The organism is Streptomyces cinnamoneus, assembly GCF_014650495.1.
In the GTDB taxonomy this organism is placed as follows: Bacteria; Actinomycetota; Actinomycetes; order Streptomycetales; family Streptomycetaceae; genus Streptomyces; species Streptomyces cinnamoneus.
On the sequence record NZ_BMVB01000013.1, the window covers coordinates 19239 to 40991 of the forward strand.

Below are 21753 nucleotides of genomic sequence, written 5' to 3' on the forward strand. Positions count from 1 at the left end.
CTCAGCGGCCGCCCCCGGGGGTCCTGGACCCCCGGGGGCGGCCGTCGGCCGTGGCGGGCGGCACCAGCAGCCGGCCTGCGCGCTTGATGTGCCGGGTCACGGGCATCGTCTCGGCAGCCCGCACCCCGGGCAGCGCGCCGATTTGGGTGGCCAGGTAGTCGTACAGCGCGTCGGCGTCCCGGGCGACGACGCACACCATCATGTTGCTCGGCCCGGTCACGGCCGCGGCGAAGGCGACCTCGGAGTGCCCGGCGAGGGCCTCGGCGACGGCGCCGAGTTCGGCGGGGGCGACGGTCAGCCACAGCACGGCCTCGTGGGTGAACCCGTAGAGCCGGGGCTCGATGTCGACGTCGAAGTACAGCACGCCGGCGGCGTGGAGTTCGTCGATCCGGCGCCGGACGGTGGACTCCGACCAGCCGGTGGCGGCGGTCAGGTCACGGACGGCGGCGCGGCCGTCCGTGGCGAGGACGGCGAAGAGGCGGTGGTCGGCGGCGGTCAGCACCACGTCCCGGGAGTGCGGCGCGGCCGGCGGCCGTGACAGCTGTGCGATCTGCTGCTCGTCGAGCGCGGCGGTGCGGCCCGGCCAGCCGGCCGTTCCGGCGACCGCGCGCAGCATGCAGTGGGCGGTCACCGCGGTGATCCGCGGGGTCCTGGGCAGCTTGGACAGGAGCATGCTCCCGTGGGCGGAGCCCGCCCGGGCGCGGGTGATGCAGGTGATCTCGGTGCCGCCGGAGGCGAGCCCGACCCACGAGGTGTCGTCCCGTTCGGCGAGCGCCGTGGCGATCGCGACGGATGCGTCGGGAGTGCACTGGATGCGTACGCACCAGTCGACGTAGCCGAGGCTGCGGGCCTCCGGCAGTCCCACGACCCGCAGGGCGCCGGCCGACCGCAGGCGGTGGTAACGGCGGGCGACCGTGCGGTCGGAGGAGCCGACGGCGGCGGCGATCCGGCTGAAGGGGGCGCGTCCGTCGATCTGCAGGGCGTGCGCCAACTGCCGGTCGAGGACGTCGAGGTCGGATATGACGGAATCCATCGGACGACGCTACTCGACGTCGGATTCCTTCAGAAGGAGGGTGGTTGGGGACAGAGGGCGTCCGGTGCGGCGAAGGTCGTCGGCATGACGAACGGAACACAACTCGACCCCGTCGCCGGTACGGCCCTGATCACGGCGGCCCAGCGGGCGAGGGAATCGGCCAGGGCGGACGCCCTCTTCCACGACCCGTCGGCCGCGACGCTGGCGGGAGAGACCGGCGCGTCCCTGCTCGCGACGGCCGGCGACATCCCGGCCATCGCGGTGCGGACGCGCTTCTTCGACGACGCCGTCAGGGATGCGGTGGGGTACGGGGGTCCCCACCGCCTCGTGATCGTAGCGGCGGGGATGGACACGCGCGCGTACCGGCTGGGGCTGCCGGACGACGTGACGGTCTACGAACTGGACCGGCCGGAGCTTCTGGCGCGCAAGGAACGTCTGTTGAAGGAAAGCCTGTTGGCGGACAGTGAGCCGACGTGCCACCGCGTGCCGGTGGGCGTCGACCTGGCAGCGGACGACTGGGGCGACGCCCTGGCCGCTGCGGGGTTCCGGGCGGACGATCCGACGTGCTGGCTGGTCGAAGGGCTCAACCAGTACTTGCCGGAGTCCGGCGTGCACGCCCTCTTCGACCGCCTCTCGGCCCTGTCCGCGCCGGGCAGCCGCCTGCTGACCGACTTCGTGTCCGGGGCGCTGCTCTCCGCCCCCGAGGCCCGGCCGGTGCTGGACCTGATGGCGGAGTGGGGTGCGCACTGGCGCTACGGGACCGATGCGCCGCAGGAGCTGCTGGAGGGCTTCGGCTGGGAGACCGAGGTGAGGTCGTTCGCCGAGGTGGGGGCGGCGCTGGGCCGGCCGATGCCGGGCGGGGAGGCGCTGTCGGGCTGGCTGGTGTCGGCGAGGCGCCAGCCGTAGCGGGGAGGGGCGGTCCGCCCGGAACGCGAGCCGCCCGCCCCGTACGCGTCCGGGGCGGGCGGTCATGGTGCTGGGGGGGGTTACGACCAGCGCTTGGAGGACTCGTTCTCCGTCTTGAGGCACTGGTTGAGGCGCTTCTGGATGGCGTCCGCCTGGGCGTTGGCGCGGCGGGCCGCCTCGGGCTCGCCCTCGTGCTTCATCCGCTTGGCCTTGGCCCGCAGGTTGGCGATGTTCTGGCGCATCTCGGCGGGCTTGCAGGTCGCGGTGGCGGCGGAGGCCGTGGAGGCGGGCAGAGCCGTGAACACAACTCCCCCGGCCAGCGCGGCAGTCAGGGCCAGGGCGGAAATGCGTCGACGCATGTGTCTCTCCTCAATCGGTTACACAACGTATCCGGCGGCACGGAGCGTAGTGGAGAACGTGATCACCGAGGACGGGCAAGGCGGGCAGAGACCGTGAAACCCGGCCGCCAAGTCCCCGTGGGATGCGTCACTTTCAGGCCATGATGGCTTGTTTACATGATCACATGCGGGACGAAGCGGGCGTACTCGTCCGTGATCAGCCCCGCCGACTCGCGGATGCCCAGCCCGGCGGGCTCGCCCTCGACCACCCAGGCGCCGAGCACGACGTGGTTGCCGTCGAACTCCGGCAGCGGGGCGAGCTCCTGGTAGCAGCAGGGCTCGTCCCGCACGACGGGCGCGTCCCCGGCGGGGTGGAGGGTGACGCCCGCGCCCTCCCGGCCGAAGAGCGGCTTGGCGGCGTAGCCGCGCGTGCGGGCCAGCTCCCGCGGCCCGTCGAGGTAGGCGGGCAGCAGGTTCGGGTGGCCGGGGTAGAGCTCCCAGAGGATCGCGAGCAGCGCCTTGTTCGACAGCAGCATCTTCCAGGCGGGCTCGATCCACAGCGTGGACCCCGTCCCGCCGCCGTTGTCGAGCGTGTCCAGGACGTGCGGGCCGAAGTCGTCCTCCGCCAGCCACTCCCACGGGTAGAGCTTGAAGCAGGCGCGGACGAAGCGGAGTCTCTTGTCGACGAAGCGACCGGAGAGCGCGTCCCAGCCGATGTCCTCCATCGAGATGGCGTCCGTCGCGATGCCCGCCTGCTCCGCCGTCTCGCGCAGGTAGGCGACCGTCATCAGGTCCTCGCCGAGCTCGTCCCCGGCCGAGTGCGCGAAGTGCACGGGTGCGCCGGGCGGCAGCAGGGCGGCCTGGCGGCGCCATGCGTCGACGAGCCGTTCGTGGAGCGAGTTCCACTGGTCGGCGTGCGGCACGTCCGCGAAGCGTTCCTCCATCCAGAACCACTGCGGTCCGGCGGCCTCGACCAGGGACGTCGGCGTGTCGGCGTTGTACTCCAGCATCGTGGCCGGGCCGCCGCGGCCGTCGTAGCGCAGGTCGAAGCGTCCGTAGAGCGAGGGGAGTTCCGCCCGGCGCCGCCAGGACTCGGCGATCAGTGCGGCGAGACGCGGGTCGGTGATGCCGAGGTCCGCGAAGCGGTCGTGCTCCACGATGTGCGCGGCCGCGGCCAGGCACATGGCGTGCAGCTCCTCGACCACCTCCTCCAGCGCCTCGACCTCGGACAGCGAGAAGGAGTAGTACGCGCTCTCGTCCCAGTACGGCCGCAGCGAACCGTCGGGGTGGCGGGCCAGCGGATAGATCAGGCCCTGCTCCTCGACGGTGGCCTGCCAGCCGGGACGGGGGGTGATGCGATGACGCTGCATTTCGGGAGATCAGCCGCCGCTCGAACCGGAGTGGCTCTTGGACGACGAGCAGCCGAAACCGCCCCGCGAAACGGCCTGGCTTTTGTTGAACGTGCCGTTGTCGGCACGCGTGCCGGAATTACCTGAGTTGTAGTACCAGGTTCCGGATGTCCCGCCGGAGCCGGTGCCGCTGCTGCCACTGCTACTGCTGCTGCTCTTCTTGCACGCCTTGGAATCGAGGACTTTGTAGCCCTTTCCCGCCTCATAGCTGTTGCGGTCCACGCAGCGTTTGTCGGGCTCGGAACCGCAGGAGGTCAGGGCGGCGGCGAGTACACCCATTCCGCCCAATATGACGGTGCTGGACCGCAAACGTCGTCGCGTTTTCTTTTCCATCTTTGACGCCCCCGTAGCGTTCAACGTTCGAAAGTGCGTACACCCTAATCCCCGGTCCGGCGTGCGGTCCCGGCGGGCAGGCCCTTCACTGGGAGACGGCACAGGCCGTCGATCCCGGTGGAGGCGACATGAGGGCTCAGGCAAGCGGCTGGGTGAGGGGCACGGTGGGCGTGGCGCTCACGGCGGTCGTGGTGGCCGGCGCGGCCGGATGTTCCGACGACGGGGAACCGTCCGGCAGCCATGGCAGCAAGGTCGCGTCAGCGGCGTCGTCCGCGGTCGCCTCCCTGGCCTCTCAGGGGGCGGAGGCGCTCGCGTCGGCCACCGCGGAGGCGCAGCAGAAGCTCAACGAGGTGAAGAACGGCGTCGCCGCCAAGGACGAGGTCAAGCTCGGCACGCCGACGATCGGCGGGGACGGGCGGGCGACCGTGAAGGTGACGGCGCACAACACGGCCGACTCGGCCAAGTCGTTCGCCGTGCTCGTCCAGTTCAAGGACAAGGACGGCAACCTCGTGGACGTGACGGTGGTGACGGTCACGAACGTCGGGGCGAAGGCGGACGGCGAGGCGACCGCCACCGGCAACCGCAAGCTGTCCGGCAGCGACATCCGGGCGGAGGTCGGCTCGGCGGTGCGGTACTGAGACGGGGGGCGGTACTGACACGGCCGTACTGACACGGGGTGCGGTACCGGCCGGACCGGGGCTGCGGACCGGGGCGCGGTAGCGGTCCGGGGCTGCGGACCGGGCCGGACCGGGGCGTGACCGTGCGCGGCTCCAGGCCGCCGCTGGTGGCGGCCCGCGGCCGCTCGGCGCATGAGCGCGTGGTGCGCTCAGCACGCGAGGCGGTGCCGCTCCTTCCAGACCGCCGCCGAGAGCCGCGCCAGCAGCCTCGCCGCGGGGTCGTCGACGTCGTGGCCGTTGGCGAGCGGCCCGCTGTAGCAGACGGCCATCGCGTAGGGCCCCGCGTCGGGCGGGTGGATCACGGCGGCGCTGTGCCGCACGCCGGGGAACCAGCCGTTCTTGCTCGCCAGCCGGGTGCCCGGCGGCAGCCCCGCCGCCAGGTCCACGCGGTGGACGTTGTCCTCCAGCAGGCCGAGCACCTCCGGCTCCAGCGACTCCAGCAGCCTGACCAGGTCACCGGCGGTCACCCTGTTGTGGAAGCCGGCCGCGCGGCCGGGAACGTCCTCGATCCCCCGCGGGCTCGCACTGCCGGTCGCACCCGCCCGGCGCCACACCTCGGCCACGGCCTCGTGCCCCACCTCGGCCAGGCAGAGGTTGGTGGCCAGGTTGGACGAGTGCGTGACCATCCGCCCGGCGAGCCAGCGCAACGACGCGGTGCCGCCCAGCAGCTCCCACGGCCCCGGGTCGCTGTCGTCCTCGCGCACGTTGGCGTAGGTGGCGTCGCCGGTCACGGACGTGAAGGCGTTGACGACCGGCACCCGCACGTCCAGGTCGGCGCCGCTGCGGTGGAGCGCGGCCAGCACCGCCACCTTCATGGTGCTCGCCGCGTCGTGCGGCACGTCCTCGTTCCGTTCGAGCACGGGAGCGCGCCCCCAGGGCGCCACGACCACGGAAAGCATGCTCCGACTGTAGGGCCGTGCCGCCTCACGTGGCTGCCTCACACGGAGGACGTACGGCGCCGGTAGTACGAGACGGTGACGGCGGCGAGCAGAGGACCCCACAGGACCAGCGGCTGGTAGAGGCGCCCGACCTGGCCGGTACGGGAGGATGACGCCCGGCCGGCGGGCTCAGCCGCACGGCGGAGCCGCCATCGGGGGAAAGTGGCGGTCGCGGGCCCCAGCTCGACGTCCGATCGCCGCCAGCGCGCCCCGGTGGGGCCGACCATGCTTGGCGGCATGAACGATCCACTGACGACGGACGCCGTAGCCGTCCTCACCCGCATGTACACGGCCGAGGCGGAGTACCTGGCCGCAGGAGGCCCGGGTGAGGCTTCGTTCGATCTGCTGGCCCCCTACTTCTCGCCCGATGTCGTGCTGCACCAGGCCGACGCCCTGCCCTATGGCGGCACATGGCGCGGGCACGCAGGAATGGAGCAGTTCTTCCTCGCGATGAGCGCGGCCTGGGAATCGTTCGACATGGAGGAGCAGGAGTTCCTGGCCACCGGCGAGACCGCGGTGGTCCTCACCCGGGTCCGGGCACGCGCGCGTGCCACGGGCCGGGAGCTCGCCTTCCCCATCCTGCAGACGATCAGGGTGGAGGACGGCCGGATCGTCGAGGTCCACCCGTTCTACTGGGACACCGCCGCCGTCGCCGACGCCTGCGCGCCTCAGTAGGCCGGGGCATCCGGGCTGGGGCCGGTCGCTCTCCGGTCGCTCTCCGGTCGTATCCGTCCTCCGCCGCCCGGCGGAGCCGGTTCGGGCCGCCGGGCGATCCCCGGCGGCCGGTCGGCTGCGATCTTCGGTAGGGAACGGGCCGGCCGGGCCCACCGAGCCGAGGACCGCGCATGCAGCCGCTCCCGCACACCGGATCACCCACTGCCGCCCGCACCGGGCGGTTCCGCGCCGCCTGGCGTGCGGCCCACGATCCCGTGGCCGGGGTGTCCCGGCGTATGCACCGCGTCGCGTGGGCCGTGCCGTTGTCCGTCCTGCCGTCCAGCATCTGGCGGCTCCCGGCGGCGTTCGACCGCGGCATCGGGTTCGGCGAGCGGCTGTACGTCGTGTTCCTGTCGGTCCTCTCCGAAGCGGTCGCGTTCACGGCGTTCGGGCTGATCGCCCGGTGGGGCGAGGTCTTCCCGCGCTGGGTCCCGGTGCTGCGCGGCCGCCGGGTCCCGCCGTTGGCGGCACTCGTCCCGGCCGGCATCGGGGCCGCCGCGCTGACGCTCCTGTGGACGGCCCTGACCCTCGTCACCCATGTGCTGGGCACGACGATCCGGGGCGACGACCTCCCCGCCGACTTCCCGAGCGAAACCGGCGGGTGGCAGGCCGCCTGGTTCTACGTCTGCTACGCGCCGCTGATCCTGTGGGGGCCGCTGCTGGCCGTGCTGACCATCGCGTACGCGAGGCGCCGACGGGTCGCGGCGGCAGGGGCATGCGGCGCGTAGCCTTCGCCGGGCCTCAGTGGTCAGCCCCGCGGCGCCGCCGCCTTGAGGGAGGCCACGAACGCGGACCAGGCCCCGGCCTCGATGAGGAGGGCGGGGCCTGCGGGGTTCTTGCTGTCGCGGACGGGGATGAGGCCGGTGGGTATGTTGTCGGCGACCTCTAGGCAGTCTTCCTGACCATCGCTGTACGTCGACTTGCGCCAGACCGCGGCGCTCAGGTCGGCTCGCATGTGCCGAACTCCTCCATTGCCTTTTCGATCCATCGGACAGACGCCTGCGGAGGTAGCGCCATGGCGTGCACGCGATCGTATCGATGGGAATGACGCGCCACCGATCGACGATCTTTCACCATCTCGGTCAAGGTGCCGCCCTCCAGATAGACCACGTCTGGAGCGTTGGCGAAGGACAGAACGGTCACCGAGCCGCCCATGCCTGCATGCCCCCCGACCGCGAAGGGCAGCACCTGCATCTCGACGTTGGGGGCCTCCGCAGCCTCCAGTAGACGTGCCAACTGGTCACGCATGACGGACGGGCCACCGACCGGGCGCCGGATCACCGCCTCGTCCAGCACAGCCCACAGCAGAGGTGGGACGTCCTTCGTGAGGACGCTCTTCCGGGCGAGTCGCGTCGCCACCTTCTCGTCGATTTCCTCCGCAGTGCACCACGGCAGCGCCTGGCGCATTACCTCGCGAGCATAAGCCTCGGTCTGCAGCAATCCTGGCACCGTGTGCGCCTGATACTTATGCATGGCGGCGGCCTTCGTCTCGTACTCCCTGTACTTGCGGTATGCGTCCGTGGGCGGGAATCGGTTGAGGTGATCCCACAGGTCGGACAGGTCACCGTCCGCGCCCAGGAGGCTGTCCATTTGGTCGGAGACGCAACGCGATGGCGTCTCCTTGCCCAGCTCGAATTGAGCGATACGACTATGGGCGATGGGAATCTTGTCGCCCAACTGGCGTTGGGTCCAACCTGCCCGTACGCGCAGCTTGCGCAGCTTCGCCCCGTACAGCGCGGGCAGTGAACTGGACGGGTCGAGTTCCTTGGGTGCTGGCACCGTCGCCACCTGTTTTCATCTTGAAGCGTCGAAAACCGTTACCCCTGGTGAGCGTAGCTCCACAGCCCGATGCTGAGAACCGGAACCGGAGCAACAGACCACGACCGAGGTACCCGACCATGAACCTCCACCACGCCGCCGCCCGCACCGCACGCGAGCTCGCCGACGCCTTCAAGGCGCACGGCTGCACGATCCAGGTCGTGCCCCAAGTGCCCGTCGACGGCCAGGTGTTCCTCGCCATCCACGACCCCCTCAGCGGCTACGAGGCCCAGCTGCTGACCGCCGCCCTGTCCGCCTACACCGGCGGCAGGCCGCGCTGCGAGGAGTGCCAGACCATCAAGCGGAACAGGGCCCGGGCCCTGCGCGACGGCAACCGCGACGAGGCCGCGGAGATGGCCACCGTCATGGGCATTCACCAGCGGATGGCGCACACCTGATCCATTCGTCACCGTACGGGTGTTGGAGCGGCGGAACGCCCTCGTCCAGCCGCCCCCGTCGCATACGTTGCGGCGCATCGGGTTGCTTCGTGCCGCATACGAAGCGACCCCCGGCGGTGCTACCAACACCGGTCGGGGGTCTGCACCCGCAAGGAGTAAGCAGGAACCCCTCGGAATGTTCCGGCATGTTATCGCGCCCACGCGCTTCTTCACCCAGATCTCGAACGACATCATCCGCCACCCCCGCCTGTCCTCCGACGCCAAATGCCTTCTGATCTGGCAGCTTTCGCTCCCGCCCGGCGCCGACGAGCCGCTCTCCGTGTCCGCCGGACGGGCCGGGATCAAGAAGACGGCGTTCACCCGGGCCAAGAGCGAGCTGAAGGCGGAGGGCTACGTGCACGAGTGGCGGCGCTCGGGGCCGCGGGGCCGGTGGTCCACGACGCAGCTCGTGTCGAACGTTCCGCTGACGGAGGCGGAGGCCCTGGCGGTGCGGAACAGCAGCAGCACGAGTGTTCCGCCGACGGCCGCCCCTCCGGCCGTCGGTGAGCCGACGCCCCGGGCGGTCGGCCGTTCCCAGGAAAAGAACGGGGAGCACACTCCCCACCCTCCCCACCCGCTCGCCGAGCGTGGCGCCGCCGCCCTCGCGGCGGTGTCGCACCGTGAGCGCAGGCTCCGCCTCTCGGGGCGGGACATCCTTGCGCTGGCCCCGATCGCGGGGCAGTGGTTCGAGCGGGGGGCCACCCTCACCGATCTGCACGACGCGCTGACCTCGGGACTCCCGGACGCCGTCCGCTCCCCCGCGGGCATCACCCGTGACCGTCTCGTCCGCAAGATGCCGGACCCGCTGCCCGAGCCCGCCCCGACTCCTCCCCCGCTACGGGCCTGCGCGGGCGGCTGCGGGCGGATGATCCGGCCGGTCGCGGACGAGAGCCGCTGCCGCGACTGCCGTCTGCAGGCCGCGGAGGCCGCGGAGGCCGCAGCCACCGCGCAGGACGTCTCCGGTGCCGTCGAGGCCACCAGACGCGGCATGGCCGCGATCCGCGAGGCGCTGAGCGGCGACCCGAACGGCGGCCCCCGCGACCGGCTCGGCCGCCCCCGATCCCGGCTCCAGGCGTGAAGGCGATGTCGCCGCCACCGTCCCGCCCGCGGAGCGGCTCGCGCTCAGCGCGGAAGCCTTCATCGGTACGTCCGACCACGTGGGGTTCGCCGCCCAGACGAACACCTACTCGTTCGCCATCCGTCCCGGCGCGGGCACCTCGAAGCCCTGAGGACCCGAACTGGCTTGATCGGGACAGTCGGTGGAAGTACCAACATGTAACGTGCGCTCCTGATTGCCGTCTCTTACACGGCCGTGGATACGGCCACTGCATCGGGAGGGTTTGATGATCGCGGACATGATCGGGACCTGGGCGACGGGCTGGGCTGTGTCACGGCAGGCACCCTCGCCGGTAGACAAGCCGTGGGGTTTCTACATCGACGTGGCCGACAACCCTCTCGAAGTGGGACGCCACGTCCTGCCGGAGGCCGACGAGTCGTTGGTCCGCAGTGCCGCCGCCTCGGTGACCGTCCCGCGGACCTGGATGAAGATGCCCGCCGAGCCGGAGGAGATCGAGCCCTGGCTGCCGGAGGGGTGGGTGATGGCCTGGGAGGACACCGGGCATCTGATGGCGGTCGATTTGGTGGCCACGGACCCGGTCGCGCCCGAGGGCTACACCGCGGCCGTGGAGGCCGTCGGCGCCGTCGTGCGCGTCCGGGTGCTGGATGCGGCGGGCGAGCAGGCCGCCCAGGGTCAGATGGCGGTCCTCGGGGAGGCCACGGTCGTGGACCGCGTGGTGACCGAGGAGGCGCACCGGCGGCGCGGGCTGGGCGACTTCGTGATGCGCGCGCTCGCCGACCGGGCGCTGGAACAGGGTGCGACCCTGGGCGTTCTCGGCGCGACCGATGCCGGGCGTGCGCTGTACGAGACGCTGGGCTGGAAGAAGCACGCGACCCTGGCGGAGTGCGTCTACCGGCCCTGACGGGTGCGGCGGCATGCGAGGAGCGTTCGGACAGGCGAGATAACGCCAAGTCGACTGCGGCGCGTGCTCAGGACACGAGGGGCTGCTCCTCCGACTCGGTCAGCGTCACCGTGCACAAGCCGCCGCGTTCCGCCTTCACGTCCGTCACCTTGAGCTGCGTGCCCGGCAGGAGGATGAATTCGTCCTCGTTGGTGAAGGCGGAGAAATCGCTGATGCCCACGGCCCGGGCGGGGCGCACCTCGAAGAGCGTCCGCTTGCCGCGGCTGCCGAGGAAGGCGCGGGCCACGCTGAGCTTGGGCGTGCACGACGACACGCCCCACCACGTCACGGTCCGGCCCACCGGGTACTGCGCCCGCAGGTCCAGCGACACACCGCGCCACAGCGACTCCGTGCGGGCGGGGAGCTGCGACACCGCCGAGAACAGCAGCCGCAGGTACGGGAGGTACGGGACGAGCCTGCTCCGGTCCGGGGAGCGCAGGATGGCGTTGATCTCGCGGTAGAACGCGGACTCGCAGGTGTAGAGGTAGAGGGCGGCGATCGCGTCGGCGGACAGGCCGCCGGCCGTTTCGTCCGCCCGCCTCTTGGCGAAGTCGTGCGACCGGTCGACGTGCCGGTCGAGGCCGGACAGCAGCTTGGCGACCGGGCCGACGGCGTCGCGGAAGTCCATGAGTGCGGTGTCGAACACGCCGGTGATGGCGGGGAGTTCGAGGCCCTCGTCCTTGACGCTGGCGAGCCGCTCCAGATACAGCTGGTGCAGCTCCATGGTGGACGCGATGAACGCGCCCATGCGCTCGGCGACGCCGCCGTCCGTCCCGCCGGCCTCCGCCGCGGCCTTGTTCCACCCCTTGCTCGGCAGCCAGTCGATCCCTTCGGCGCCCAGCGACGCGAGGGCGTCGTTCACCACCTTGAAGTGGTCGCCCTCGCAGAAGATGTCGCCCTGTGCCGCGGGGTTCGGGTGGTCGATGTGCCGGACCTCGACGTCGGGGTACTTCTCCTGGAGCTGGAGGACGATCTTCTTCAGGCTGCGCGCGTGAGCCCCCCACCACGCGAAGACGACGCCGCGGTCCTCCTCGTCGGCGTTCTGCTTGGCCTTGAGTATCTCTTCGACGATCCGCTCGGCGACCGGACGCCAGAACACGGTGTGCCGGTCGGATCCCCTCGCCGCGTCGCTACTGGCGGTGAGCGCCGTGTTCAACAGCAGCACGCCCTGCGTGAGCATCGCCTGGAACCACTCCGGCGGCTGGACGGTGTCCTGCTCCTTCAGCAGCGCACGGATGTCGGCGATCGGCGTCTTCTTGGGGATGCCGTACTTCCACATCGCCGCCGCCTTGATGATGCAGCGGATGCTGACGACCCTGCCGAACTGACTGTCCTTCCAGTCGTGGAAGGTGTTGTCGAACATGGCGATGCCCGTGGCGCTCTCCGGCCGCGGGTACGGGTTCTGACCGAAGACGACGACCTTCCACTTGTGCGGCGGATTGGGCTTGAGCGCCTGGAACGTCAGTTCGCGGGCCGGGACGACCTCCGTCCCACGGCCCGGGCCGATGAACGCGGCCGCGCCCGGCTGCGCCTCGATGACCGGCTTCAGCAGCGGAAGCCACGGTTCGCCGCCGCCCTTGAACAGTTCGGCGAGGGCCAGCGGGTCGTTCGCGTCGGGCTGGGCGGTGGCGTTGGTATCGATCATGGCCGGGAGGCTAGCAACGGGGTACGACAACGAGGTCCCGACCGGTTGTCAGTGGGGCGCTGTAGCTTCCTGATCACTGGAAGGACCGTTCCCGAGGGGGAGTGCACTATGGCTGTGAACCGCGAACAGACGCCGCTGAAGGTGGTGCTGACCGACATCAACGCCAACGTGGTGGAGGCGTGGCGGGCGGCGTTCGCCGACACCCCCGGGATCGAGATCCGCAAGGGCTCGATCCTCGACGAGACCGTCGACGCCTGGGTGAGCCCGACCAACGCACGGGGTCTGATGAACGGCGGGGTCGACGCCGTCGTCAAGCGGCACCTCGGGGCGGGCATCCAGCTGCGCGTGCAGCGGGCGATCCGCGACCGGTTCGCGGGACGGCTGCCGGTGGGAAGCGCGGTGTGCGTTCCGTCGGGGGCGACGAACCCGAAGTTCCTGATCTCGACGCCGACGATGGAAGGGTCCGCACAGAACGTCAGCGAGACCCTGAACGTGGCCCTGGCGTGCGCCGCCGCGTTCCAGGCCGTCCACCAGCAGAACGAGAAGGCGCCCGGCAGCATCGCGTCGGTGGCGCTGGTCGGCATGGGAGCCCAGACCGGCCGGGTTCCGGCGCGGGTGTGCGCCAACCTGATGTGGACGGGCTACACGTTGTTCAACGACTACCGCTTCGCGGACTACGACGAGCTGCGCAGCACGATCCTTGCGCAACTCGACGACATCGAGAACGCCCCCGCCGAGGAGCGGGTGCGCATAGCGCCGCCCACGCGCTCCGCCTCCCGCCGCTGACGGAGGCCGTCCGGGGCGGGGCCGGCGCGAGGCCGATTGTCAGTGGTGCCGTGCATCATCATCGGCATGACACAGAGCGCCCTCGCATCGCCCCTGATCGACCTCGCCCGCCGGCACCTCCCCGCCGACGTCGCCGAGCGGTGGATCGCCCTGCTGCGGCCGGCCGCCCGGCTGGTACCGGTGCCGGAGCCGCGGCCGGAGGACGTGGTGGTCGGCAGGCTCGGCGGGCTGCCGGCGCTGCCGGAGGGCATGGAGTGGCCGGTGTGGGAGGGCCACGGGCCGCTGTCGTTCATCGCGTCCGTCGACTGCGGGGCGCTGCCGGCCGGGGCGCTGGACATACCGCTGCCCGCCGACGGCACGCTGGCATTCTTCTCCTTTGACGGCCAGATCGACGACTGCGAGGCGTTCGTATGCGTCGACGACCCCGCGACGTGGGCCGGGACCCGCGTCGTCCACATCCCCGCCGGGGCTGCGGTCACCGAGCGCCCCCTGCCCGTCATCGACGACGAGGACGTCGAGTTCGAGGCGTACACCGAGGTGCCGCTGACCGTACGGGTGGAGCTGACCGCGCCCGACGTCTGGCACCCGGACACCATGGTGGCCCTGTCACCGGCCGGCGTGGTGAAGGACCCGCAGGCCCGCCCGGAGGAGGCCGAGGCGTTCCTCGACGCGCTGTACGACCTCCAAAGCGGCACCGACCACCACATCGGCGGCCACCCCAACCCCGTGCAGAACTCGGTGGAGTACGAGATCGCCCACGGCCTCCTCGGCAAGGGGACGCGCTGGGACGACCCGCGCGTCGCCGAGGACGCGAAGGGCTGGACGCTGCTCGCGCAGATCGACACGGACGGCGACGCCGACATGATGTGGGGCGACTGCGGCACCCTCTACTGGCTCATACGCCCGGAGGACCTGGCCGAACACCGCTTCGACCGCGCCATGTTCACGATGCAGTGCTGCTGAGCACTCTGACACCAAAGGTGACGGTGCGTCGCTTGTGACAATGGTCAAGTCGTGTGACACCAAATGTCGCACGGCTCGGCCAGGCCGCCCGGCGGGCGGCCCTGACACAGAGACACGACGTGAATCCCAGATCCTTTTCACGCAGGAAACCTGCCCGTCCGGGCCTGCGCTCGCTGGTCGTCGCGCTCGCGGCGGGCCTGCTGGCCGCAGGCACCGGGCTCGCCGCCCCGCAGCCCGCGCAGGCGGCGGGCGACTGGAAGGTGCCACGGCTGACGGTGATGCCGCTCGGCGACTCCATCACCGCGGGCGTCGGCAGCTCCGGCGGCAACGGCTACCGCGCCGAGCTGCGCGGGCAGCTGTCCGCGCACGCCGGCACCTTCGAGTACGTGGGCTCCCAGCGGGAGCAGCAGATGCAGCACGAAGGGCACCGGGGCTGGCGCATCGACCAGCTGTCCACCGCCGTCGAGCGCTGGCTGGCGACGGCCAGGCCCAACGTGGTGCTGCTGCACATCGGCGCCAACGACGTGAACTACCAGTACGAGACGGAGTCCGCGCCCGCCCGGCTCGGCCACCTCGTCGACCAGATCACGGCCGCCGCGCCCCAGACGACCGTGCTGGTCTCCTCGCTGAGCACGTCCACGGCCGAGGGGACGCGGGAGCGGATGAAGACGTTCAACGCCGCGCTCCCCCGGCTCGTCGAGGAGCGGCGCAGCAAGGGCTTCAAGGTCGGCTACGTCGACATGGGGGCGCTCACCACCAAGGACCTGGCCGACTGGCTGCACCCCAACGACGCGGGCTACCGCAAGATGGCCGACGCCTTCGCCGGGGGCGTCGCCCGGGCGGCCACGGACGGCTGGATCCGTGAACGCGTGGACGTCCGGCCCGCCCCGCACCGCACGGTGCCGGGCGACCACCGGGTCGACGTCGACGGCGACGGCAAGGCGGACTACCTGGCCGTCGAGACCGACGGTTCCGTGCAGGGCTGGCTCAACAAGGGCAACGGCAACTGGGCCGGCCGCGGCACCGTCGCGACGGGCGTGGGGGCGCCCGGCGACGGGGTGCGCTTCGCCGACCTCGACGGCGACCGCAAGGCCGACTACCTCGCCGTCGACGACAACGGCTCCGTCCGCGCCTGGCTCAACAAGGGCGGTGACGGGCAGGGAGGCTGGGAAAGCCGCGGCACCGTCGCCACCGGCGTGGGGGCGCCCCGCGACAAGGTGCGCTTCGCCGACCTCGACGGCGACGGCAAGGCCGACTACCTGGTGGTCGACGACGACGGCTCCGTCCGTGCCTGGATCAACAAGGGCGGTGACGGGCACGGCGGCTGGGACGGCCGGGGCACCCTCGCCGCCGGCGCCGGGGCGGGGGCGAGCGGCGACCGGGTCCGCTTCGCCGATCTCAACGGCGACGGCCGCGCCGACTACCTCGCCGTGGACGACAACGGCTCCGTCCGCGCCTGGCTCAACCCCGGTGACGGCAACGGCGCATGGGCGTCCCGCGGCACCGTCGCCGCCGGCGTCGGCGCGCCCGGCGACACCGTCCGGCTCTCCGACGTCAACGGCGACGGCCGCGCCGACTACCTCGTCGTCGACGAGGACGGCTCGGTCCGCGCCTGGCTCAACAGGAGCCCCGACGGCCGTGACGACTGGAGTGCGGGCGTCCTGCTGGCGACCGGTCCCCTCGGCAGCCCCGGCAGCCGGGTCCGCATCTAGCGGTTGCGGGTCACGACGTGGCCGTCGGGCCGGTGCGGACGACGGCCTGGTCGCCGTGGGGGCCGAACAGGTGGAGGATCTCCACGGCGGCCGTGCCGGCGGGGCCGAACCAGTGCGGTTCGCTGGTGTCGAACTCGGCGACCTCGCCCGGCCGGAGGGTGAAGTCCCGTTCCCCCAGGATGAGGCGGAGTTCGCCGGCGAGCACGTAGAGCCACTCGTAGCCGGCGTGGGTAACGAGCTTCGGTTCACGGTACGAGAGCACCTGCTTGAAGACCTGGACCCGGCCCGGGTACTGCGTCAGCGGCACGAGGATGTTGCCGCGCTCCTTGCTGTGGGGCTTGAGATGGACGCGGGGGTCGCCGGTGGCGGGAGCGGCCACCAGCTGGTCCAGGGCGACGCGGTGCGCTCGCGCGAGCGGGATGAGCAGTTCGAGCGTCGGGCGCCGTTTGCCCGACTCCAGGCGCGACAGCGTGCTCACGGAGATCCCGGTGTCCTCCGCGAGCGCCTCCAGCGTGAGCCCGCGGGCGCGCCGCAGCGCTCGCAGCCGCGGCCCGATGCTGTCCAGGATCTCCACGAGGCCGGCATCCATGGGGGGCATGGGGTTCGTGGGGTTCATGGGTTCCATTTTGCCGTCTTCGCAAAGGCGCTGTGCCGGCGTCGCCACCCGGTCCGAGCATGGGCGGCGACGATCCCCCCGGCAGAAGGCAGGCCCGTGACCACGACATCCTTGGCGGCTCAGCCCGCATTGAGCGCCCGCCGGCGCTGGACGGTGCTGGCCGTCTGTGCGCTGAGCATGTTCCTGGTGGGCCTGGACACCACCATCGTCAACGTGGGCCTGCCCGTGATCGGGCACGGCCTGGGCGTGGGCACCCGCAGCCTGGAATGGGTCGTGGACGCCTACACCGTGGTCCTGGCCAGCCTCCTCATCGTCTCCGGCGCGCTCGCGGACCGCTTCGGCCGGCGTCGGGTGTTCCAGTGCGGGCTGATCGTCTTCGGCGTCGCGTCACTCGCGTGTGCGGTCGCCCCGTCGTTCGGCCTCCTCGTCGCGGCACGGGCCCTCCAGGGGGTCGGGGCCTCGATGCTGAGCCCCGTGGCCCTGGCGATCGTGGTGAACGCGATGCCCGACCCGCGCGAACGGGCCCGGGCGATCGGCGTGTGGGCGTCGGTCTTCGGGCTCAGCATGGCGGCGGGACCGGTCACCGGCGGGGCGCTCATCGCGGCGTTCGGCTGGCGGTCGGTGTTCTGGATCAACGCACCGGTCATCGTGGCCGCGCTCGTCCTCGTCGCCGTGTTCGTGCCGGAGTCCCGCGGCCGGCGCGCCCGCCGGCTCGACCTGCCCGGCCAGGCGCTCCTCACGCTGGCCCTGTGCGTCTCGGTGGCCGTCCTCATCGAAGGGCCCCGCATCGGCTGGACGTCGCCCCTGGGGGTGGCCGGCTACGCGGTGATCGCGGTGGCGGCGGCCGGGTTCGTCCGGGTCGAGGGCCGCCAGAGCGAACCCCTGATGGACCTCGCCCTCTTCCGGCGACCGCCCTTCGCCACGGCGGCACTGGGCGCCGTGGCCGTGTTCGTCGCCCTGAACGCAACGCTCCTGCTCAACACGCTCTACCTCCAGCACTCCCGCGGCTGGACACCCCTCGCCACCGGCATGGCCACCCTGCCCATGGCCCTCGGAGCCACCCTGTGCGCGCCCTGGTCCGGCAACCTCACCGCACGCCTGGGCCCACGACGCCCGCTGATCCTCGCGGGCGCCTTCACCGCCGCCGGCGGACTGTGCATGGTCGGCCTCGGCCCGGACACGAACGTCCTGCTGCTCCTGCTGGCCTACCTGCTCATCGGCATCGGGTTCGGCTTCGCCAACGCACCGATCACCAACACCGCCGTCAGCGGTCTGCCGCCGTCCCGTGCCGGCGTGGCCGGGGCGATCACCTCCACCGCACGCCAGGTCGGATCGGCGGTCGGCATCGCCGCCGCCGGAGGGCTGGTCTCCGGCGCCGCCCCCGGCGACATCGCCCGGGCCTCCCACCCCGGATGGCTGCTCGTGACGGCCTGCGGGCTGTTCCTCCTCGTCGTGGCGCGGGCCTCCCGCCCTGCGACCGCACCGGCCCCCCGGCCGAACTGACGCACCGCCGCGCCCGCCGGGCCCGCGGCGGCCCGGCATCCGGAGGGGATCACGCCGGGTGGCCCGGCGGGACACAGTGGCCGCACGGCCGCCGCGTGGCCAGCTGGTAGGTGCGGGTGGCGCGGCCGAGGGCCAGCCCGTAGGCGGAGAAGCCGCCGTAGGCGAGGGCCACCACCCAGCGGGCGTGGCCTTCGAAGCCCCCGTCGATCACGCCCGCCCACAGGAGCGTGCCGTACACGAGGAGGAAGACGCCGAACGGCGCGAGTGCGCCCGCGCCCGTCCAGCCGAGGGCCAGCAGCGGCAGGCGCGGCAGGCGGCGTCCCCAGGGCAGGGTCAGGGCGAGGGCGAGCAGCATGCCGATGCCGCCCAGGACGGCGGTGATGTCGACGCCGTGGTCGTAGAGCCAGATCAGCGCGTCCCCGGCGTAGTACTCGTCCATGCCCGGCCGTTCGTTCTCGCCCGTGTAGCCGGTGCGCAGGCCCAGCGCCCACGCGGTCTTGAGCGCCGTGTAGGGAACGAGTGCGGCCACCGCCGCCCATCCGGCGCGGGTCCTCAGGTGCACCGCGCTGCGGCGGCCGCGCCCACCGCAGTGCGCGCAGGTGCCGAGGACGTGCCGCCGGTGGGCGAGCGCGGCACAGGCCCACAGCAGGGCGCCGGCGGTGACGACGCCCTGGTTGGCCCAGGCCGCCCAGTCGACGGGCGGCTGGTGGCGGGAGAGCAGTTTCAGCACCAGGGCCGGGCTGAACAGGAACCCGAACCCGGACAGGACGGCGAGGCCGGCCACCCCCCAGGCCGCCGCAGGCGCCCACCGCAGCCCCGGCCGCCGCAGCATGACGTACCCGAGGGCCGCCGCCACCGTGTACGTGCCGGCCAGGGTCCACTCGGCCGCGGTGCCGCGCCATGTGCCGCCGGCCCCGTAGCCGAAGGCGAGCCCCGGGCACAGGGCGGCGATCACCGCCCCTGCCGCGTAGGCCGCGGACCACACCGCCGCCGCGCGTACCGCCCACTCGGGCCACGTCGCCTTCACGTTCGTCCATCGCATGCCGCCAGCCTCGCTCCGGCACCACCGGCCCCACGTCCCGCGCAGGGACCGTCCGCCTCCGCCGTGCGGCGGAACCACGGGCCGGGCGGTCCGCCGGGGGGACGGGGCCGCGCGGCGGGGGCTTGCGGGAAAGCCCGGCGAACGGCATCCGCGCGTGGGACGCTGGGGCCCACGCCCGACACGCGCCATAGATGCCAGGGGAGCAGCCATGACCAGCGGCGACGGACTGCCGCCCGAAAAGCGGTGCGACGACTGCGGTGGCACGGGACGGACGGCGTGGGAGGTACCCGACGGGAGCAGGACGACGACGTCCTGCAGCGGCTGCGGCGGCACGGGCACGGTGCCGGCATGAGCCTCTTCCCCTCGGAGAGCTACGGCGCCGACCTGCCGCCGGAACGGGTGCCGGTCGGGCAGGCCGCCTGTCCCAAGTGCGACGTGCGCCCCATCAAGCTGGCCGGCGCGCGGACCTGGCTGTGCCTGGCGTGCTACGCCGCCGAGTACCGGGACCTGGCCCGGCAGGCGGGGCGGTCCCAGAGGTTCGGGCCCGCGCTGATCGCCGGGCCGCAGTGCCCGGTGTGCGGGGGCAGCGACGTGGACGCCAACGGGCGACTGTGGTGGTGCGTGCCCTGCCAGATGGTCCAGCGCGTCCGGAACTGACCGGCGTGCGGAACGGGCCGGCGTGCGGAACGGGCCGGCGTGCGGAACGGGCCGGCGTGCGGAACGGACCGCGGCCGGAACGGACCGCGGCCGGAACGGATCCGGGCCGGGGGACCGGCGCCGGCCCGGACCACCGGTTCCGTCGTCATTCGGCGGGCGGCAGCACGCTCAGCAGCGCCTCCAGCGCGCCGGAGAAGGCGTGCTCCGGCGGCGTGCCGTAGGCGACGAGGAGGCCGTCGCCGGTCGACGTGCCCGGGGCCGGGGCCCCGGCCGGTGCCGCCGGGTGGCGGAAGCGGCCCAGCCCCTCCAGGGCCAGGCTCTGCCAGGCGGCCGCCTGCACGGTGGTGCGCTCCGTCCCCTGCGGCAGCTCCAGCACGGCGTGCAGGCCGGCGGCGATCCCGGTGACGCGTACGTGCGGGGCGTGCTCGGCCAGGGCCGAGACGAGCTGGTCGCGGCGGCGGCGGTAGCGCAGGCGCATGGAGCGCACGTGCCGGTCGTAGGCCCCGGTCTCGATGAACTCGGCGAGGGCGAGCTGGTCGAGCGCGCTCAGGCCGTACTCCCCCGGGCGCTTGAGCTCCAGCACGTCACCGAGCAGATGGTCCGGAAGCACCAGCCAGGCCAGGCGCACCCCGGGGGCGAGGGCCTTGCTCGCGGTGCCGCAGTAGACGACGTGCTCGGGCGCCAGGCCCTGCAGGGCGCCCACGGGCTGGCGGTCGTAGCGGAACTCGCCGTCGTAGTCGTCCTCGACGACGACCCCGCCGGTCCGCGCGGCCCAGGCGACGACGGCGGCGCGGCGGTCGGGGTGCAGGGCGACGCCGGTGGGGAACTGGTGGGCGGGGGTGAGCAGCGCGGCCCCCACGTCCCGCCAGGCGTCCAGCTCGGCGACGACGGCGCCGCTGTGGTCCAGCGTCATGGGGCGCGGCCGCAGGCCGGTGTCCGCCACGATGCCGTGGTGCACCCAGAGCCCGTGCGACTCCACGCCCATCTCGCGCACGCCCCGGCGGCGCAGCGCCCGGCCCAGCAGGGCCAGGCCCTGGGTGAAGCCGGCGCACACCACGATCCGTTCGGGGTCGGCGCGGACGCCGCGGGCCCGTGCGAGGTAGCCGGCGAGGGCCGTGCGCAGCTCGGGGCGGCCGCGGCCGTCGCCGTAGCCGAAGGCTTCGTGCGGGGCGGCGGCCAGGGCGCGGCGGACGGCGGTCAGCCAGGCGGTGCGGGGGAAGACGGACACGTCGGCGGCGCCGGGGCGCAGGTCGTGCAGCGGGCGGACGGGTGTCGGGGGCAGCGCGGCGCGGCGGGCGGCGGGCTGCCGCGGGGCGGGGGCGGTGCGCCGGGCGACGCGCGTGCCGGAGCCCTGACGGGCGGTGAGCCAGCCCTCGGCGACGAGTTCGCCGTAGGCGTCGGCGACGGTGTTGCGGGCCAGCCCCAGGTCGGCGGCGAGGGACCGCGAGGCGGGCAGCCGGGTGCCGGGGGCCAGCCGGCCGGACCGTACGGCCTCGCGCAGGGACCGGGTGAGTGCGGCCCGCACGCCGCGGGCGCCGGCCCCGCCGGCGAGGTCCAGGTGCAGGTCCGCGCCGAGGACGGCGGGCACGTCGGCCGCCGCGTCGGTGTCCGCGGGCGCCGGGGCGCCGGCGTCCTCGGGGATCGCCGCCAGGGCGGCCGCATCGTCAATGGCCCACGTTCTCTCCATGGAAATGGACCATACTGCTGGGCTACCCCGACCGTAGTGTCGACGTCATGGCAACCGAAACCACTGGCCGGCACGGCCCCCGCATGCATTTCCACAAGCTCGCCCCCGAGGTCTCGAAGGCGATGTTCGCCCTGGAGAAGGCGGCCCGTCAGGGCCTGGACCCGACGGTCATCGAGCTCGTCAAGATCCGCGCCTCGCAGCTCAACCACTGTGCGTTCTGCCTCGACATGCACGTCAAGGACGCCCGCAAGGCGGGCGAGACCGAGGAGCGCATCCACCTCCTCGCCGCGTGGGAGGAGGCGGGCGGCTTCTACACGGAGAAGGAGCAGGCGGCCATCGCGCTCACCGAGGCCGTCACCGTCCTCACCGACGGCTTCGTACCGGACGAGGTGTACGAGCGGGCCGCCCGGCACTTCCCGGAGCAGGAACTGGCCCAGCTGCTCGCGATGATCATCACGATCAACGCCTGGAACCGGATCGGAGTGACCACCCGGCTGCAGCCCGGCTCGTACCAGCCGTGA

25 protein-coding genes are annotated in these 21753 nt (G+C 72.6%); 13 read left to right on the top strand and 12 right to left on the bottom strand.

Annotated features, from left to right (window positions below; all coding sequences use genetic code 11):
- Position 1: 1 nt before the first annotated feature.
- Positions 2-1033 (bottom strand): Lrp/AsnC family transcriptional regulator, encoded by a 1032-nt coding sequence (locus IE182_RS19380; protein WP_190111135.1) that lies wholly within the window; start codon positions 1031-1033, stop codon positions 2-4.
- An 84-nt stretch (positions 1034-1117) separates the two neighbouring features.
- Here IE182_RS19380 and IE182_RS19385 point away from each other — a divergent pair, with 84 nt between their 5' ends.
- Positions 1118-1939 (top strand): class I SAM-dependent methyltransferase, encoded by an 822-nt coding sequence (locus IE182_RS19385; RefSeq protein ID WP_190111136.1) that lies wholly within the window; start codon positions 1118-1120, stop codon positions 1937-1939.
- Between the two features lie 80 nt (positions 1940-2019).
- Here the strand turns inward: IE182_RS19385 and IE182_RS19390 are convergent, their stop codons facing one another.
- From IE182_RS19390 to IE182_RS19400, 3 genes are all read right to left on the bottom strand, one after another.
- Complete coding sequence (locus tag IE182_RS19390; protein WP_190111137.1) at positions 2020-2298, bottom strand: hypothetical protein; 279 nt, start codon at positions 2296-2298, stop codon at positions 2020-2022.
- Positions 2299-2450: 152 nt separating this feature from the next.
- Positions 2451-3647, bottom strand: a complete 1197-nt coding sequence (locus IE182_RS19395; protein ID WP_190111138.1) for a glutathionylspermidine synthase family protein — start codon at positions 3645-3647, stop codon at positions 2451-2453.
- Between the two features lie 9 nt (positions 3648-3656).
- Positions 3657-4019: a hypothetical protein gene (locus IE182_RS19400; RefSeq protein ID WP_190111139.1), complete on the bottom strand. Its 363-nt coding sequence runs from the start codon at positions 4017-4019 to the stop codon at positions 3657-3659.
- 128 nt (positions 4020-4147) lie between these two features.
- On the opposite strand from IE182_RS19400, the gene IE182_RS19405 reads away from it, so the two are divergent.
- The gene (locus IE182_RS19405; protein WP_190111140.1) at positions 4148-4657 is read left to right on the top strand and encodes a hypothetical protein; all 510 of its coding nucleotides are present in this window, start codon (positions 4148-4150) and stop codon (positions 4655-4657) included.
- A 188-nt stretch (positions 4658-4845) separates the two neighbouring features.
- Here IE182_RS19405 and IE182_RS19410 read toward each other — a convergent pair whose 3' ends face one another.
- Both IE182_RS19410 and IE182_RS19415 read right to left on the bottom strand, forming a co-directional pair.
- Positions 4846-5595 (bottom strand): serine hydrolase, encoded by a 750-nt coding sequence (locus IE182_RS19410; RefSeq protein ID WP_190111141.1) that lies wholly within the window; start codon positions 5593-5595, stop codon positions 4846-4848.
- Between the two features lie 38 nt (positions 5596-5633).
- Positions 5634-5873, bottom strand: coding sequence for a hypothetical protein (locus tag IE182_RS19415; protein WP_190111263.1), 240 nt, complete (start codon positions 5871-5873; stop codon positions 5634-5636).
- Between IE182_RS19415 and IE182_RS19420 the strand changes: the two genes are divergently transcribed.
- The gene (locus IE182_RS19420) at positions 5872-6309 is read left to right on the top strand and encodes a nuclear transport factor 2 family protein (RefSeq protein WP_190111142.1); all 438 of its coding nucleotides are present in this window, start codon (positions 5872-5874) and stop codon (positions 6307-6309) included. The genes IE182_RS19415 and IE182_RS19420 overlap by 2 nt on opposite strands.
- 170 nt (positions 6310-6479) lie before the next feature.
- Positions 6480-7076, top strand: coding sequence for a hypothetical protein (locus IE182_RS19425; protein ID WP_190111143.1), 597 nt, complete (start codon positions 6480-6482; stop codon positions 7074-7076).
- Between the two features lie 20 nt (positions 7077-7096).
- Here the strand turns inward: IE182_RS19425 and IE182_RS19430 are convergent, their stop codons facing one another.
- Together IE182_RS19430 and IE182_RS19435 are read right to left on the bottom strand one after the other, a co-directional pair.
- Positions 7097-7303 carry a DUF397 domain-containing protein gene (locus IE182_RS19430; RefSeq protein ID WP_190111144.1) on the bottom strand — a complete coding sequence of 69 codons (207 nt, stop codon included), beginning with the start codon at positions 7301-7303 and terminating at the stop codon, positions 7097-7099.
- Positions 7288-8127 carry a helix-turn-helix domain-containing protein gene (locus tag IE182_RS19435; RefSeq protein ID WP_190111145.1) on the bottom strand — a complete coding sequence of 280 codons (840 nt, stop codon included), beginning with the start codon at positions 8125-8127 and terminating at the stop codon, positions 7288-7290. Before IE182_RS19435 ends, IE182_RS19430 begins: the two co-directional genes overlap by 16 nt.
- Before the next feature lie 119 nt (positions 8128-8246).
- Between IE182_RS19435 and IE182_RS19440 the strand changes: the two genes are divergently transcribed.
- The 3 genes from IE182_RS19440 to IE182_RS19450 all read left to right on the top strand — a co-directional run bounded on the left by IE182_RS19440 (position 8247) and on the right by IE182_RS19450 (position 10582).
- Positions 8247-8564, top strand: coding sequence for a hypothetical protein (locus IE182_RS19440; RefSeq protein WP_190111146.1), 318 nt, complete (start codon positions 8247-8249; stop codon positions 8562-8564).
- A 175-nt stretch (positions 8565-8739) separates the two neighbouring features.
- Complete coding sequence (locus IE182_RS19445) at positions 8740-9681, top strand: hypothetical protein (RefSeq protein ID WP_190111147.1); 942 nt, start codon at positions 8740-8742, stop codon at positions 9679-9681.
- A 277-nt stretch (positions 9682-9958) separates the two neighbouring features.
- Positions 9959-10582, top strand: coding sequence for a GNAT family N-acetyltransferase (locus IE182_RS19450; protein ID WP_229844947.1), 624 nt, complete (start codon positions 9959-9961; stop codon positions 10580-10582).
- A 67-nt stretch (positions 10583-10649) separates the two neighbouring features.
- Here the strand turns inward: IE182_RS19450 and IE182_RS19455 are convergent, their stop codons facing one another.
- Entirely contained in the window at positions 10650-12266 is a 1617-nt protein-coding gene (locus IE182_RS19455) for an ADP-ribosyltransferase domain-containing protein (protein ID WP_190111149.1), read from the bottom strand.
- 108 nt (positions 12267-12374) lie between these two features.
- On the opposite strand from IE182_RS19455, the gene IE182_RS19460 reads away from it, so the two are divergent.
- From IE182_RS19460 to IE182_RS19470, 3 genes are all read left to right on the top strand, one after another.
- On the top strand, positions 12375-13052 hold the full coding sequence (locus tag IE182_RS19460) for a macro domain-containing protein (RefSeq protein ID WP_190111150.1): 678 nt from the start codon (positions 12375-12377) through the stop codon (positions 13050-13052).
- A 66-nt stretch (positions 13053-13118) separates the two neighbouring features.
- A complete protein-coding gene (locus IE182_RS19465) occupies positions 13119-14015 on the top strand; it encodes a YwqG family protein (RefSeq protein WP_190111151.1) in 897 nt (298 codons plus the stop codon).
- A 119-nt stretch (positions 14016-14134) separates the two neighbouring features.
- Positions 14135-15727: an FG-GAP-like repeat-containing protein gene (locus IE182_RS19470; protein ID WP_190111152.1), complete on the top strand. Its 1593-nt coding sequence runs from the start codon at positions 14135-14137 to the stop codon at positions 15725-15727.
- 10 nt (positions 15728-15737) lie between these two features.
- Here the strand turns inward: IE182_RS19470 and IE182_RS19475 are convergent, their stop codons facing one another.
- Positions 15738-16352 carry a helix-turn-helix domain-containing protein gene (locus IE182_RS19475; protein WP_229844948.1) on the bottom strand — a complete coding sequence of 205 codons (615 nt, stop codon included), beginning with the start codon at positions 16350-16352 and terminating at the stop codon, positions 15738-15740.
- An 87-nt stretch (positions 16353-16439) separates the two neighbouring features.
- Here IE182_RS19475 and IE182_RS19480 point away from each other — a divergent pair, with 87 nt between their 5' ends.
- Positions 16440-17846 (top strand): MFS transporter, encoded by a 1407-nt coding sequence (locus IE182_RS19480; RefSeq protein WP_190111153.1) that lies wholly within the window; start codon positions 16440-16442, stop codon positions 17844-17846.
- A gap of 49 nt (positions 17847-17895) precedes the next feature.
- On the opposite strand, the gene IE182_RS19485 is transcribed toward IE182_RS19480, so the two are convergent.
- Complete coding sequence (locus IE182_RS19485) at positions 17896-18888, bottom strand: hypothetical protein (protein WP_190111154.1); 993 nt, start codon at positions 18886-18888, stop codon at positions 17896-17898.
- Positions 18889-19164: 276 nt separating this feature from the next.
- Between IE182_RS19485 and IE182_RS19490 the strand changes: the two genes are divergently transcribed.
- Complete coding sequence (locus IE182_RS19490; RefSeq protein ID WP_190111155.1) at positions 19165-19545, top strand: hypothetical protein; 381 nt, start codon at positions 19165-19167, stop codon at positions 19543-19545.
- Between the two features lie 145 nt (positions 19546-19690).
- Here IE182_RS19490 and pdxR read toward each other — a convergent pair whose 3' ends face one another.
- The gene (gene pdxR / locus IE182_RS19495) at positions 19691-21232 is read right to left on the bottom strand and encodes a MocR-like pyridoxine biosynthesis transcription factor PdxR (RefSeq protein WP_190111156.1); all 1542 of its coding nucleotides are present in this window, start codon (positions 21230-21232) and stop codon (positions 19691-19693) included.
- 47 nt (positions 21233-21279) lie between these two features.
- On the opposite strand from pdxR, the gene IE182_RS19500 reads away from it, so the two are divergent.
- Positions 21280-21753 (top strand): carboxymuconolactone decarboxylase family protein, encoded by a 474-nt coding sequence (locus tag IE182_RS19500; protein ID WP_190111157.1) that lies wholly within the window; start codon positions 21280-21282, stop codon positions 21751-21753.